This is a genomic window from Mesobacillus sp. LC4, from assembly GCF_053543455.1.
The window spans coordinates 16,250-30,829 of sequence record NZ_JBGCUB010000005.1; the positions used below are offsets into that span (position 1 = coordinate 16,250).

Annotated in this window: 16 protein-coding genes and 1 other annotated feature; all 16 genes read left to right on the forward strand. The window is 43.3% G+C overall.

All coding sequences use genetic code 11. The features are described 5' to 3' along the window. Positions 1 to 263 precede the first annotated feature (263 nt). Positions 264 to 1,202 (forward strand): sigma-E processing peptidase SpoIIGA, encoded by a 939-nt coding sequence (spoIIGA, locus tag AB5I83_RS15585; protein ID WP_448976506.1) that lies wholly within the window; start codon positions 264 to 266, stop codon positions 1,200 to 1,202. Positions 1,203 to 1,246: 44 nt separating this feature from the next. Next, positions 1,247 to 1,966: an RNA polymerase sporulation sigma factor SigE gene (gene sigE, locus AB5I83_RS15590; protein WP_041966016.1), complete on the forward strand. Its 720-nt coding sequence runs from the start codon at positions 1,247 to 1,249 to the stop codon at positions 1,964 to 1,966. Between the two features lie 168 nt (positions 1,967 to 2,134). Next, on the forward strand, positions 2,135 to 2,914 hold the full coding sequence (gene sigG / locus AB5I83_RS15595; RefSeq protein ID WP_144474803.1) for an RNA polymerase sporulation sigma factor SigG: 780 nt from the start codon (positions 2,135 to 2,137) through the stop codon (positions 2,912 to 2,914). A gap of 161 nt (positions 2,915 to 3,075) precedes the next feature. Continuing rightward, a complete protein-coding gene (locus tag AB5I83_RS15600) occupies positions 3,076 to 3,348 on the forward strand; it encodes a YlmC/YmxH family sporulation protein (protein ID WP_167831818.1) in 273 nt (90 codons plus the stop codon). A gap of 69 nt (positions 3,349 to 3,417) precedes the next feature. Then, positions 3,418 to 4,248, forward strand: coding sequence for a peptidoglycan editing factor PgeF (gene pgeF, locus AB5I83_RS15605; RefSeq protein ID WP_448976509.1), 831 nt, complete (start codon positions 3,418 to 3,420; stop codon positions 4,246 to 4,248). Further along, positions 4,248 to 4,934 (forward strand): YggS family pyridoxal phosphate-dependent enzyme, encoded by a 687-nt coding sequence (locus AB5I83_RS15610; RefSeq protein WP_448976511.1) that lies wholly within the window; start codon positions 4,248 to 4,250, stop codon positions 4,932 to 4,934. Before pgeF ends, AB5I83_RS15610 begins: the two co-directional genes overlap by 1 nt. A gap of 1 nt (position 4,935) precedes the next feature. Beyond that, positions 4,936 to 5,376: a cell division protein SepF gene (locus tag AB5I83_RS15615; protein WP_041966012.1), complete on the forward strand. Its 441-nt coding sequence runs from the start codon at positions 4,936 to 4,938 to the stop codon at positions 5,374 to 5,376. Between the two features lie 5 nt (positions 5,377 to 5,381). Further along, positions 5,382 to 5,642: a YggT family protein gene (locus AB5I83_RS15620; RefSeq protein ID WP_167831815.1), complete on the forward strand. Its 261-nt coding sequence runs from the start codon at positions 5,382 to 5,384 to the stop codon at positions 5,640 to 5,642. A gap of 79 nt (positions 5,643 to 5,721) precedes the next feature. Continuing rightward, a complete protein-coding gene (locus AB5I83_RS15625) occupies positions 5,722 to 6,495 on the forward strand; it encodes a YlmH family RNA-binding protein (protein WP_448976514.1) in 774 nt (257 codons plus the stop codon). Positions 6,496 to 6,585: 90 nt separating this feature from the next. Next, positions 6,586 to 7,107, forward strand: coding sequence for a DivIVA domain-containing protein (locus tag AB5I83_RS15630; protein ID WP_167831813.1), 522 nt, complete (start codon positions 6,586 to 6,588; stop codon positions 7,105 to 7,107). Positions 7,108 to 7,156: 49 nt separating this feature from the next. Further along, positions 7,157 to 7,396: a binding site (T-box leader), on the forward strand. Between the two features lie 79 nt (positions 7,397 to 7,475). Continuing rightward, entirely contained in the window at positions 7,476 to 10,229 is a 2,754-nt protein-coding gene (gene ileS, locus AB5I83_RS15635) for an isoleucine--tRNA ligase (RefSeq protein WP_448976516.1), read from the forward strand. 139 nt (positions 10,230 to 10,368) lie between these two features. After that, positions 10,369 to 10,656, forward strand: coding sequence for a hypothetical protein (locus AB5I83_RS15640; protein ID WP_448976518.1), 288 nt, complete (start codon positions 10,369 to 10,371; stop codon positions 10,654 to 10,656). A 288-nt stretch (positions 10,657 to 10,944) separates the two neighbouring features. After that, a complete protein-coding gene (lspA, locus tag AB5I83_RS15645) occupies positions 10,945 to 11,436 on the forward strand; it encodes a signal peptidase II (RefSeq protein ID WP_167831810.1) in 492 nt (163 codons plus the stop codon). Then, positions 11,408 to 12,319 carry an RluA family pseudouridine synthase gene (locus tag AB5I83_RS15650; RefSeq protein ID WP_448976520.1) on the forward strand — a complete coding sequence of 304 codons (912 nt, stop codon included), beginning with the start codon at positions 11,408 to 11,410 and terminating at the stop codon, positions 12,317 to 12,319. Before lspA ends, AB5I83_RS15650 begins: the two co-directional genes overlap by 29 nt. A 216-nt stretch (positions 12,320 to 12,535) precedes the next feature. Further along, a complete protein-coding gene (gene pyrR / locus AB5I83_RS15655) occupies positions 12,536 to 13,078 on the forward strand; it encodes a bifunctional pyr operon transcriptional regulator/uracil phosphoribosyltransferase PyrR (RefSeq protein ID WP_448976522.1) in 543 nt (180 codons plus the stop codon). A gap of 145 nt (positions 13,079 to 13,223) precedes the next feature. Further along, the gene (locus AB5I83_RS15660) at positions 13,224 to 14,543 is read left to right on the forward strand and encodes a solute carrier family 23 protein (RefSeq protein ID WP_226087331.1); all 1,320 of its coding nucleotides are present in this window, start codon (positions 13,224 to 13,226) and stop codon (positions 14,541 to 14,543) included. The last annotated feature ends 37 nt before the right edge of the window (positions 14,544 to 14,580 follow it).

Here is a 14,580-nt window from a genome sequence, read left to right on the forward strand (position 1 = left end):
AATCTCTGTTGTTTTGTTGCCAGAATGTGACACACTTCATAGGCCAATGACGATATACTTTTCCGTAACGGAATGATAGAGCAAAAGCAAACCGTATAGGAAGTGCGCTTGTGCGGTGATCGCTTGGACCCAGTTTGTTTTTTTGTTACCATCAGCAGTTTAAAAGGGTCAGCACTTTAAAAATCGAATGTTTGCACCCTTTGCAGTGAACGGAATATTGGAATCTCGCTCAGCGCACCGGGCTTTTCTTAGGAGGATGAGAGGTGAAGGTCTATCTGGATGTCATCTGGGCTTTGAATCTATTATTTGATGCATTCCTTCTATACCTGACCGCCATTATCCTGAAAAGACAGGTTAAGATTTGGCGATTGGCTTTGGGAGGGGCTATTGGTTCATTGCTCATTATATTAAGTATTACTCCGTTTCATGCTGCTGCGGGTCACCCGGTAGGTAAGCTGATCTTTTCAATCATGATGGTCCTGGCAGTCTTTGGATATAAAAGATTCCGTTTCTTCATTAAGTCGCTCATGACCTTTTATGTAACGACCTTTCTGTTGGGGGGAACTTTGACAGGGGTGCATTACTTTATCCAATTTGATATGGACCTGGCATCGAATGTAGCCATGAATCATATTAAAGGGTTTGGCGATCCAATCAGCTGGTTGTTTGTATTGCTCGGCTTCCCGCTCGCCTGGCATTTTTCGAAGAGAAATATTGAACAATTCGAAATGACCAAGATTCAGTATGAATCACTGGCAGATGTGGAGGTGAGGTTCATGGAGATGGATTTCAGCGTAAAAGGGCTAATCGACAGTGGCAACCAACTTTATGATCCTATTTCCAAAATGCCGGTCATGATTTTATCCATTGCAAATTGTTTGGATCATATGCCGAGTGAAATCAAAAGGATTGCGGAAAATCCCGACAGCGTGTTAACAGGAGATGGAAATTTTTCGCCTCAGCTGGAAAATCGAATGAGAATTATACCATGTAAGGTTGTCGGACAAGAACATCAATTAATCATTGCCTTTCAACCAGACAACATTAAGATCACGACAAACGAAAGTACTTTTATTGCTAAGAAGGGATTGATATCTTTTAGTGCTCAAGAATTATCGGCTGATGGCAGTTTCCAATGCATTATTCACCCTAAGATGCTGGCAGGAATGTCAAAGACAGAGCAGGGTGTGAAGGTAAGTTAATATTACTATACTCAGAAATACATAATTTAGAAGGAGGACAATCAATGAAAAATTTGCGGCTTCGGATATCCTATTACTGGTATAAATTATTAATGAAACTAGGCTTGAAAACAGATGAAATATATTATATCGGCGGTAGCGAAGCGTTGCCACCTCCTTTAACGAAAGAAGAAGAAGAAGTGCTGTTGAATAAACTTCCAAATGGGGATAAAGCAGCGAGGTCGATCTTGATTGAAAGGAATCTGAGACTAGTAGTCTACATCGCGCGCAAATTCGAAAACACAGGCATCAATATTGAAGATTTAATCAGTATTGGAACCATCGGTTTGATTAAAGCGGTGAATACCTTTAACCCTGAGAAGAAAATCAAGCTGGCAACCTATGCTTCCAGATGTATTGAAAATGAGATCCTCATGTATCTGCGAAGGAATAATAAACTTCGCTCAGAAGTTTCCTTTGATGAGCCCCTGAATATTGACTGGGATGGAAATGAACTTCTTTTGTCCGATGTTCTTGGAACAGATGATGATATAATCACAAAGGACCTTGAGTCCAATGTAGATAAAAAACTGCTGGTTAAAGCGCTGCAACAGCTTTCCGACCGTGAAAAGCAAATCATGGAATTGCGTTTTGGACTTGGCAGCGGCGAGGAGAAGACACAGAAGGATGTGGCGGATATGCTGGGTATTTCACAGTCCTATATTTCACGTCTTGAAAAGAGAATCATCAAACGTTTACGTAAAGAATTCAATAAAATGGTATAGCAGAAAAATTTTCAAGAAAATATTTTTCTTCTTGATAACCGTGATAAATCAGCGGTTAACTGGAGTATTCTTCCTGAATCCAATCCAGGCTTCCGGTAAATAGTGCATATTTTTCCTTCTTGCGGAGATACTGATTTTTGACAGCAGCTCCTGTGAGGAGGGAAAAGATTGACACGAAACAAAGTTGAAATTTGCGGTGTTGATACATCAAAGCTTCCCGTTCTAAAAAACGAGGAAATGAGAAAATTGTTCAGAGAAATGCAAAGCGGTGACATCACAGCAAGAGAGAAACTTGTGAATGGGAACCTGAGGCTTGTTTTAAGTGTAATCCAGCGTTTTAATAACCGGGGCGAGTTTGTTGACGACCTATTCCAGGTCGGATGTATTGGCCTTATGAAATCCATCGATAATTTCGATCTCGGACAAAATGTTAAGTTTTCCACCTATGCCGTCCCGATGATCATTGGCGAAATTAGACGCTATTTAAGAGACAATAATCCAATAAGAGTTTCCCGTTCATTAAGGGATATAGCTTACAAGGCTCTCCAAGTACGAGAAAAGCTGATGAGTGAAGCATCAAGGGAGCCGACTGCAGAGGAAATTGCCAAGGTACTTGAAGTGCCACACGAAGAAATCGTTTTCGCCCTCGATGCCATCCAGGATCCCGTCTCCTTGTTCGAGCCGATTTATAATGACGGCGGTGATCCAATCTATGTGATGGACCAGCTAAGTGATGAACGAAATAAGGATACGAACTGGATAGAGGAAATTGCCCTGAAAGAAGGGATGAGACGCTTGAATGAGCGTGAAAAATTGATCTTAAGGAAGAGGTTCTTCCAAGGTAAGACGCAAATGGAGGTTGCTGATGAGATCGGCATCTCACAAGCCCAGGTGTCCCGCCTCGAAAAAGCGGCGATCAAACAAATGAATAAGAATATTCAAAGTTAAGCTGCCTATTTGGGCAGCTTTTTCATTTTTACGGGGTACAATCCTAACCATGGCACTTACGTTGAAAGAGGGAATGACTGAAGAAATCATACATCTGTTTCCCCATCATATAATTTATAAAAGGGCTAACACCTACCAAAGTGAAATCCGGAGGGATCTGTATGGTTAAGGTAACAGAATTTCAAGTTAAAGATGTCGTGAATGTTTCGGATGGCAAAAGGCTTGGCAATATAGAGGATTTTGAGATCAATTTGAATACGGGTAAAATTGAAGCGGTTGTCATTGGAAGTTCCGGTAAGGTGCTTGGATTCTTCGGTAAGGAAGATGAAGTTGTCATTCCCTGGAGGAATATCCTGAAAATAGGTGAGGACGTCATCTTGGTCCGGTACAAAGACAGCGGGGAGTATCTGCAGCATAATGAAAGTGATGAGTAAGGCCGTCATACTGTTGTACTGCGGCTTGTATATGATAAACTAGACAAAAAACAGGTGAGGTATAAAGCCATGGAGCCATTCAGCTTAAAAAGTCAGGAATACTTTGTGATAAAAGAATGGATGGAATTTTTTCCTGGACTTGAAGTGGGGTTCACAACAAAAAATGGCGGTGTAAGTAATCAGGATGCTTTCACCGGTCTGAATTTCGGTTTTCATGTTGGAGACGAACAGAATGCGGTTTGCGAAAATCGTCGCCTGCTGGCCGATCAAATCGCATTCCCTCTCTCCGGCTGGGTTGGAGCAGAACAAACTCATGACATCCATATTGCCAGGGTCGAAAAATTGGATCAAGGAAGAGGTTCAACGAACTATGATTCTTCTTTTGCAGAAACGGATGGTTTTTTGACAAACGAGCAAGGAATCCTCTTGACACTTTGTTACGCAGACTGCGTACCTCTTTATTTTATTGAACCAGAGACCAGGCTGATTGGAGTCGCTCATGCTGGATGGAAGGGTACGGTGCATGGCATCGCAGCCGAGATGATCAGCAAATTTCAGCAAAATGGAGCAAAAACGGAAAATATTTCTGCCGTAATTGGCCCATCAATATGCAAAAAATGTTATATTGTTGATGAGAGAGTCATCAATTTAGTGAAAAATATACTAGATGGTGTCGATAAATTACCATATAATCAAGTTAGTGAAGGTCAATATTCTCTCGATTTAAAGGAATTGAACCGACAGGTCCTGTTAAAAGCAGGCGTAGCAGACGGGAATATACAGGTTACCGATTATTGCACAAGCTGCCATAGCGAGCATTTCTATTCGCATAGACGGGACAAGGGAAATGCTGGCCGCATGTTGGCGTATATCGGCTGGAAGGAGGATAGCCATCCATAATGAACGTAAAAGGAAATCTGGAGGTTATCCAGAGTCAAATAGCAGATGCCTGTAAGGGTGTGGGCCGCAGCCCTGACGAGGTGAAAATCATCGCCGTGACGAAATATGTTTCTCCTGAAAGGGCACAAGAAGCGATCAACGCCGGTGTAATCCATCTCGGTGAAAACAGGGATGAGGGATTGCTCCAAAAAATCAGCCAATTGCAGGACAAGCCTGTTTGGCATTTTATCGGGTCATTGCAAACAAGAAAAGTAAAGAACATCGTCGAACATGTTACATATATTCACTCGCTGGACAGGCTCTCGCTGGCAAAGGAAATCAATAAGCGTGCCCATTCAAGGGTGAAATGCCTGATTCAGGTCAATGCCTCTGGAGAAGAGAGCAAGCATGGATTGAGGCCGGATGATGTTACTGGTTTTGTTCAAGAATTAGAACAGTATCAAAATATTGAAGTAAGCGGATTGATGACAATGGCTCCATACACTGAAGACGAGCAGGTCATCAGGGATTGCTTTAGGACGTTGAAAAAGCTCCAAGTTGAAATACAAGCGCTGCAGCTGGAAAATGCACCATGTAATGAGTTGTCAATGGGGATGTCAAATGATTTTAAAATAGCGGTTGGAGAAGGTTCCACTATGGTGCGAATTGGCACAGCCTTAGTAGGCAATGAATCGGAGGTGCAATAATATGAGCTTAAAATCAAAAATCAAGACATTTTTTTTCCTGGAAGATGAATATGACTATAATGATGAGGAAATGCTCGAGGAAGAAGCTGAACCCTTCAAGCCCAATAAACAGCCTGTCCAGCAAAAGCAGAATGTGGTAAGCCTGCAGAGTGTGCAAAAATCATCCAAGGTAATCCTGATGGAGCCTAGGATGTATGCGGAAGCACAGGATATTGCCGATCATTTGAAAAATCGGCGGGCAGTCGTTGTGAACCTTCAACGTATTGAACAGGATCAGGCAAGGCGAATCGTTGATTTCCTCAGTGGAACAGTTTATGCGATCAGCGGTGATATCCAGCGGATCGGCATGAATATCTTTTTATGTACCCCGGATAATGTGGAAGTAACAGGGAATATTTCTGAACTGATGCAGGAGCGGGATTACCAAGAGTCGAGGTGGTAGATTAGATGGATTTAGTAATAGGCATAATAGCACAATTAGTCAGTCTTTATCAGTGGGCCCTGATTATTTATATTTTCATGTCATGGTTCCCTAATGCAAGGGAAACGGCAATCGGACAATTTTTAGCACGTATTTGCGAACCATTCCTGGAGCCTTTCCGCAGGATTGTTCCCTCAATCGGTATGATTGATATTTCGCCAATCGTTGCGTTCCTTGTATTGCGCTTTGCTGTCTCAGGCTTATATCAGCTGGCTGCATGGTTTTAATTAGGATAATTCTTATCTTGCAGGGTCTGAATCAGACCCTGTTTGTTTTTATAACAAAGCAACAAAAAGGAGTACTGTAATGAGTATCTACCAGCATTTCCGTCCAGAGGAACGGGAATTTATTGACCAGGTGATTAACTGGAAAGAATATGTTGAGCAAAATTATGCTCCGAAACTGACTGATTTTCTTGATCCGCGTGAACAGCAGATCCTGGCCACAGTCATTGGGAAGCATCATGATGTAAAATGGGAGCTGTTCGGCGGCGCTCCGGGGACCGAAAGAAAGCGGGCATTTCTTTTTCCAGAGTACCTGGAAGCTAAAGATGAGGATTTCCAGGTGAAGCTATTTGGGATCAATTATGCAAAGAAGTTTGTGAATATTGAACACCGTCAAGTCTTAGGCAGCCTGATGTCACTCGGTTTGAAACGTGGAAAATTTGGAGATATCCTCATTGAAGGAGACGATGTGCAGTTCTTCGCAGCTGAGGAAGTCGCCGATTATATCCGCTTACAGTTAGAATCGATTGGCAGAGCCTCGATTGCCTTGTCCGAGCTCCCGCTTGAAAAGGCAGTGGGAATTGCTGAGGAATGGAGTGAAATGACCACCACTGTATCCTCGATGAGACTTGATACTGTCATGTCCGCTCTATTTAATCTATCAAGGCAAAAATCTCAGCTGCTCATCCAGCACGGCCAGGTAAAGGTCAATTGGACAGGTATTGAAAATACGGCATTTGAATGCGGTGAAGGGGATGTCATCTCCGCACGAGGATATGGGCGTGCAAAAATTATCACAATTGAAGGAAAAACAAAAAAAGATAAATACCGAGTTATTGCCGGGAGAAAAAAATAATTATATAGTATAGAAGAAGGATTTTTAGTTTATTTGTCGAATCATAGCTTTAAGTACATAAAGGATTATAACTTAATGGGAGGTGGCGTCATGCCTTTAACGCCGTTAGATATACACAACAAAGAATTTAATAAGGGATTTCGCGGGTATGATGAAGATGAAGTAAATGAGTTTCTTGACAATGTGATCAAGGACTATGAACTACTTATCCGAGAGAAAAAAGAGCTTGAAGAAAAGCTGAATGAAATGAATTCAAGGCTTGGCCATTTTACAAATATAGAAGAAACATTGAATAAATCAATTGTGATCGCACAGGAAGCTGGCGAAGAAGTCCGCCGCAACGCACAAAAGGAAGCTAAGCTGATCATCAAAGAAGCAGAAAAGAACGCTGACAGGATCATTAACGAATCGTTATCCAAAGCACGTAAAATCGCTTTGGAAATCGAAGAGTTAAAGAAGCAATCTAAAGTATTCAGGACAAGATTCAAAATGCTGATCGAAGCACAGCTTGATATGCTGAATACAGATGATTGGGATCACCTTCTTGAATATGAATTGGATTCAACAGAATTAAAAGCGACAGCCAGAGAAGAAGAAGACTCACTGGCTTGACGCAGGCACGCTGTTTCGCATATAATTTCATAACAAAGTGCAATAGATGAAAGAAACGATGACAGGGACAGTATGGCGTTCCAGATGCTTGTTTTAGCGAAATGGGGAAGGTGGAAGCCCATTACAAGAGGATTGCCAGAAAATCACCCGATAGTTCCGAACTGAACATCCAGGAAGGATCAGTAAGTGCAGGCGTGACATTCGCGTTAAGAATGCTAAGAGGACAGGATGATCATGTCATGTCTATTTAGGGTGGTACCGCGGGAATATAAACCTTCTCGTCCCTTTTCAGGGATGAGGAGGTTTTTTTATTTTCCCAAATCGTTTTCTTTCTTGGTTGCAATGGTAAAAATAGGAGGATCAATAGAATGGAGTACAAAGACACTTTGCTCATGCCGAAGACCGAGTTTCCAATGCGCGGAAACCTTCCGAACAGGGAACCTGAAATCCAGGCAAAATGGGAAGAAATGAATATTTATCAAAAGGTTCAAAAACACACGGCAGATCGTCCGCTGTTCATCCTACATGATGGACCTCCGTACGCAAACGGTGATATCCATATGGGTCACGCTCTGAATAAAATCCTCAAAGATTTTATCGTTCGTTATAAATCAATGAGCGGTTTTTGCTCGCCATATGTACCTGGCTGGGACACTCATGGATTGCCGATCGAGCAAGCTTTGACGAACAAAGGTGTAAAACGCAAGGAAATGACAGTCGCAGAGTTCAGGAAGCTATGTGAAGAGTATGCTTACCAGCAAATCGACAATCAGCGTGAGCAGTTCAAACGTTTGGGTGTTCGCGGTGACTGGGAAAACCCTTATATCACTTTGAAGCCAGAATATGAAGCACAACAAATCAAGGTATTCGGCGATATGGCGAAAAAGGGATACATCTATAAAGGCAAAAAGCCTGTTTACTGGTCGCCATCAAGTGAATCTGCCCTTGCTGAAGCTGAAATCGAGTATCAGGATAAGCGTTCTGCTTCCATCTACGTTGGCTTCCCTGTAAAAGACGGCAAGGGAGTTCTCGACCAGGATGTTGAAATCGTCATCTGGACGACGACTCCATGGACGATCCCAGCAAATCTTGGCATCTCCGTACATCCTGAATTGACATATGTTGTAGTAGAAGCTGACGGAAGGAAATTCCTTGTAGCTGAAGAATTGCTTGAGGCTGTTACGAATGAAATCGGCTGGGAAAATTCTTCGATCGTTAAGAAAGTTGCTGGTAAGGAGCTTGAAGGAGTTCTCGCGAAGCATCCATTGTACGGTCGCGATTCCCTTGTCATGCTAGGTGACCATGTAACGACCGATGCTGGTACAGGGTGTGTCCATACTGCCCCTGGACACGGTGAAGATGACTTCCATGTTGGCCAGAGGTATGGACTTGAAGTTTTATGCCCTGTCGATGACAAAGGAGTTATGACAGCTGAAGGTTTTGAAGGTTTATTCTATGATCAGGCAAACAAGCCAATCACAGAAAAGCTAGAAGAAGCCGGTGCCTTGCTAAAGCTAAGCTTTATCACTCACTCCTATCCGCATGACTGGAGAACAAAGAAACCTGTTATCTTCCGTGCAACAGCACAGTGGTTCGCGTCCATCAAGGATTTCCGCGGTGAATTGCTAAAAGCGGTTGAAGAAACAAAATGGGTTCCAGCATGGGGCGAAACTAGACTATTCAATATGGTCCGTGACCGTGGTGACTGGTGTATTTCCCGTCAGCGTGCATGGGGCGTTCCAATTCCTGTATTCTACGCTGAGAACGGCCAGGAAATCATCACGGATGAAACAATCGAACATGTTTCTAACCTTTTCCGTGAGCATGGATCAAATATCTGGTTTGAAAAGGAAGCGAAGGAATTGCTTCCTGAAGGCTTCAGTCATCCTGGCAGCCCTAATGGCCAGTTTACAAAAGAAACAGACATCATGGACGTTTGGTTCGACTCAGGTTCATCTCACCAGGCAGTGCTTGTAGAGCGTGATGATCTTCAGCGCCCGGCAGACCTTTATTTGGAAGGATCTGACCAATATCGAGGCTGGTTCAACTCTTCATTATCAACAGGAGTTGCTGTAACAGGGAAAGCTCCTTACAAAGGCGTACTGAGTCATGGTTTCGCACTTGATGGCGAAGGCCGCAAGATGAGTAAATCAATCGGTAACGTTGTCGTCCCTGCAAAGGTCATGAACCAGTTGGGTGCAGATATCCTCCGTCTATGGGTTGCTTCCGTCGATTATCAATCAGATGTACGTGTTTCTGATGCGATCCTTAAGCAGGTTGCTGAAGTTTACCGTAAAATCCGCAACACGTTCAGGTTCTTGCTTGGTAATCTTTCTGATTTCAATCCTGAAACAGATGCAGTTCCATTCGAACAGCTGCGTGAAGTTGACCAGTTCATGCTTGTGAAGCTGAACAAATTGATCAAATATGTTCGCAATGCATATGACAATTACGAATTTGCAGGTGTCTACCATGCGGTCAACAACTTCTGTACGCTTGACTTAAGTGCGTTCTATCTTGATTTTGCAAAGGATGTCCTTTACATCGAAGCAGCCAATCATTCTGATCGCCGCGCAATCCAGACCGTATTGCACGAGAGCCTGCTTGCGCTGGTTAAGCTCACTGCACCGATCCTTTCTCACACAGCTGATGAGGTGTGGGGATTCATTCCTTCAGCTAAAGGAGACAGCGTCCAGCTGACAGATATGCCTGAAGCGAAAGAAATTGAAAATGCAGAAGCGCTTGAAAATAAATGGAATGCGTTCATGAAGCTCCGTGATGATGTCCTTAAGGCACTTGAAGAAGCGAGAAACTCAAAAGTTATCGGCAAATCGCTGACAGCAAAGGTATCTCTATATGTCAATGACAGCACAAAAGAGCTTCTGGATTCTATCTCTGAAAACTTAAGCCAGCTATTCATTGTATCAGGCTTCGAAGTGGCTGGAAGCTACGACCAGGCTCCTGACAACGCAATCAAGCTTGAAAATACTGCGATTGTAGTTACAAAGGCTGAAGGTGAAACGTGTGAAAGATGTTGGGTCGTTACACCAGAGGTCGGAAAAGTCGAAGAGCATCCAACACTTTGTGAGCGATGTGCAACTGTAGTCAAAGAGAATTACTAATACGCTAAAATGAGACTCCGGGTTTATGCCCGGAGTTTTTTCTATGCTTGGGAAATCCTGCAGTACATGTAAAAAGTTTAACTGAGTCAGTAAAATGTTACGGGAAATAATAGCTGTAAACAGGAACGGGGGCAGATATATGCAAAGTAATCTCGATTACATTTACAATGAGCTCCGCGAAACAAGAACAGAATTGTTAACGTACCTGAATTACGGACAGAGAGACGAAAGAATTTTACATTATATCAAAGATGAGCTTCGCGATATCGAAGCAGCACTGGAAAAGATGGAAAATGGTGAGTATGGAAAATGTGAAATATCCGGTGAGTATTTGCCATATGAATTTTTACAGTCAATTCCTACCGCAAAATCTGCTGTCGAATTGGACGATATGGAGCAATACTACCGAAAACCGATTTATTCATAAGTTTTGAACAGTTCTTTCGGAAGAATTATTCTGATGCTGCAGTAGCTGGAAAAAATCAATAAAAATTTCCAAGTCGCCAATAAAAATGTAAAATCGCCAATAAAAAATATTTTACCCCAATAAACCAATTGGACAGATCGTTTTCATGATCCAAATCAGCCAATATGAATAGAAATTTCTTTGTTCATGGGGTTTTACCACTTTCAATGTCAGTAAATCTGTCGTTTTGATCTTTTATGTGCTAAAATGCAAAGGTAATGAATTGCTGTGGATGTGGAGGTTACCTTTGTGTTTTATTACATAATTGCACTGTTTGTTATCTTGCTTGACCAGGTTACAAAATGGCTGATTGTCAAAAACATGGAGCTTGGGGAGAGCATAAAGGTCATAGAGAATATCTTTTATATCACTTCGCACCGTAACCGTGGTGCTGCGTGGGGAATCCTGCAAGGTCAAATGTGGTTCTTCTATGTCATCACTGTGATAGTTATTATTGGCCTTGTCATTTATATTCAAAAAGCAGCTAAAGGCAAGCTGCTGCTTGGTGTTTCGCTTGGTTTTATGCTGGGCGGGGCGATTGGGAATTTTATCGACAGGGTATACCGAAAAGAAGTGGTGGATTTCATCAACACCTATATTTTTGGATACGATTTCCCGATCTTCAATATCGCGGATTCTGCGCTGGTAGTTGGTGTAGGATTATTGATGATTGACATGATCAGGGAAGAGAGAGAGGCGAAAAGAAAAGCTTATGGAGAAAATGGAACACATCATCAGTGAGGAACAGGCTGGTGACAGAATAGATAAAGTTATTTCGACACTCGACGCAGATTGGTCGAGGAGTCAGGTCCAGCAATGGATCAAGGATGGGAACGTTCTTGTTAATGGTGCACAAATCAAAACGAATTATAAATGCGGTTTGAATGACAAGCTTGAAATCAGCATCCCGGATCCTGAAGTATTGGATGTCATTCCTGAGGAAATGGATCTTGAGATTTTTTATGAGGATGCAGATGTCCTTGTTGTGAACAAGCCTAAGGGTATGGTCGTCCATCCCGCACCTGGACATATGTCTGGGACACTAGTTAACGGGCTTATGGCTCATTGCAAAGACTTATCAGGCATAAATGGCATACTTCGCCCTGGAATCGTCCATAGGATTGATAAGGATACTTCCGGACTCCTGATGGTGGCAAAGAATGATATGGCTCATGAAAGCCTGGTAAACCAGCTTGTAGCCAAAAGTGTTACTCGAAAATACAAGGCGCTCGTCCATGGAAATATCCAGCACGACCATGGTACGATCGATGCTCCGCTTGGGCGCGATCAAAAAGACCGCCAGAGCATGACAGTAGTCGATAATGGCAAGCATGCCGTCACACATTTTAATGTTCTTGAAAGGTTCAAGGACTTTACCTTTGTTGAGTGCCAGCTTGAAACTGGCAGGACGCACCAAATTCGTGTTCATATGAAATACATTGGTTATCCTTTGGCAGGAGATCCCAAATATGGCCCGAAAAAGACGCTCGATCTTGGTGGACAGGCTTTGCATGCCGGACTGCTTGGTTTCGATCATCCAAGGACAGGTGAGTATCTGGAGTTTGAAGCTCCGCTGCCTGAGTACTTTGTCATGCTTTTAAACGATTTAAGAGAAAACCGTTGACAAAGTTCAACATCTATTTTAAGATGACTATAGTTTAATAAGTCCTTTAAAGACAGTCCCGTGAGGCTGAGAAGGAAACGGATTTGCAACAGGCATTCAATGTGTCCTGCTGCATGCTAACACCACACGTTTACCCTCTTGCCTAATAACAGACAAGAGGGTTTTTTGCGAGTATTATTCCGTTTTCAATCGTAAATAGAGAAGGAGTGAAAACAAATGGCAGAAAAAGCAGTTGTGCTTGACAACCAGGGAATCCGCAGGGCCCTGACGAGGATTGCCCATGAAATCATTGAAAGAAACAAGGGAATCGAAGACAGCGTGCTTGTTGGAATCCGCACCAGAGGGATTTATATCGCGAAAAGGCTGGCCGAAAGAATCCGTGAGATTGAAGGTGCGGAAATCGCGGTAGGTGAGCTCGACATCACATTATATCGCGACGATTTGACGAAGAAGACGAATGACCAGGAGCCTGAAGTAAAAGGTTCGGATATACCGGTCGACATTTCAAATAAAAAAGTGATCCTGGTGGATGATGTTCTGTATACTGGCAGGACAGTCCGCGCAGGTATGGATGCTTTGATTGATATCGGCCGCCCAGCGACCATACAGCTTGCTGTGCTGGTCGACAGGGGACACAGGGAGCTGCCGATCAGAGCAGATTTTGTAGGCAAGAACATCCCGACATCAAGCTCGGAAAGAATCGTCGTCGAACTCCAGGAAGTAGATGAAGAAGAACGCGTAAGCATTTTTGAAAAATAAATAGAGCCCTTTTAAATGCAGTCCAGAGAGGCTGAAAAGGGGGAACGCATGGCTGATGGCTTTGTGCGGGTTTTTTTAACCCATACCCTCTTTGTATCTACTGGCAAAGAGGGTTTTTTTGTACAAAAAAGAAAGGGGAATAAACATGAACAAACCAATCCTAGATATTAAAGACGTACCATCACCATTCCAATGGTTCACACTTAGCATTCAGCACTTATTCGCCATGTTTGGCGCTACAATCCTTGTACCGTATCTGGTGGGCTTAAGCCCGGCAATCGCTTTGATTTCCAGCGGCCTTGGAACGATCGCCTTCCTGATCATCACAAAATTCCAGGTTCCAGCTTATCTTGGTTCATCCTTCGCTTTCATCGCACCAGTCATCGCCGCTAAAGCAGGCGGGGGGCCAGGTGCGGCCATGGTTGGAACCTTCCTGGCAGGACTTGTATATGGAATTGTCGCCCTGATCATTAAAAAGGCAGGCTACCGCTGGATCATGCGCTTGCTGCCACCAGTCGTAGTCGGTCCAGTCATCATTGTCATCGGCCTCTCACTAGCTGGCACAGCGGTCAGCATGGCAATGAATGTCCCAGGCACTACTGAGTACAGCTTGATTCACTTCTCGGCAGCTTTAGTAACGCTGGCAGCTACAATCGTCTTCTCGATTTACGGAAAGGGCATGCTCAGCATGGTCCCAATCCTAGCTGGAATCATTGTGGGGTATTTATACTCAATGGCAATAGGCATCGTGGATTTCAGCGGGGTAAAAGAGGCAGATTTATTCGAAATGCCAGACTTCATCTTCCCATTCGTACATTACAATGTAAGTATCAACTTGGAAATCGTCATGCTGATGGTTCCGGTAGCAATCGTTACATTATCAGAGCATATTGGCCACCAGCTTGTACTGAGTAAGGTTGTTGGAAGGGATTATATTAAAGAACCAGGTCTTCACCGCTCCATCCTTGGTGATGGAATGGCAACAATGATTTCAGGCTTGATCGGCGGACCGCCAAAGACAACCTATGGTGAAAATATCGGTGTCCTTGCGATCACTAGAGTATACAGCGTGTATGTCCTGCTTGGAGCAGCCATCATCGCAACAGTATTTGGATTCATCGGTAAAATCACAGCCCTGATCAGCTCAATCCCAACTCCGGTCATGGGTGGAGTATCCATCCTGCTCTTCGGGATCATCGCTTCATCAGGTTTGAGAATGCTGGTGGACAGCAAAATCGATTTTGGCAACACGCGCAACCTGGTCGTCTCATCGGTCATCCTTGTAATCGGGATTGGCGGAGCATTCATTAAGCTGAATGAGAACTTCGAAATTCATGGAATGGCTTTAGCCGCATTAATTGGTGTCATCCTTAACCTTGTACTTCCTGGTCGTCCAGAACCAGAAGAAGACATGTTTGAAACAGAAACTGAAAAAAAAACTGAGCAAAAGAACGATGTAGCATAGTACCACCTTTTAATAAAGTCCTGAGAGGCTTAAAAGG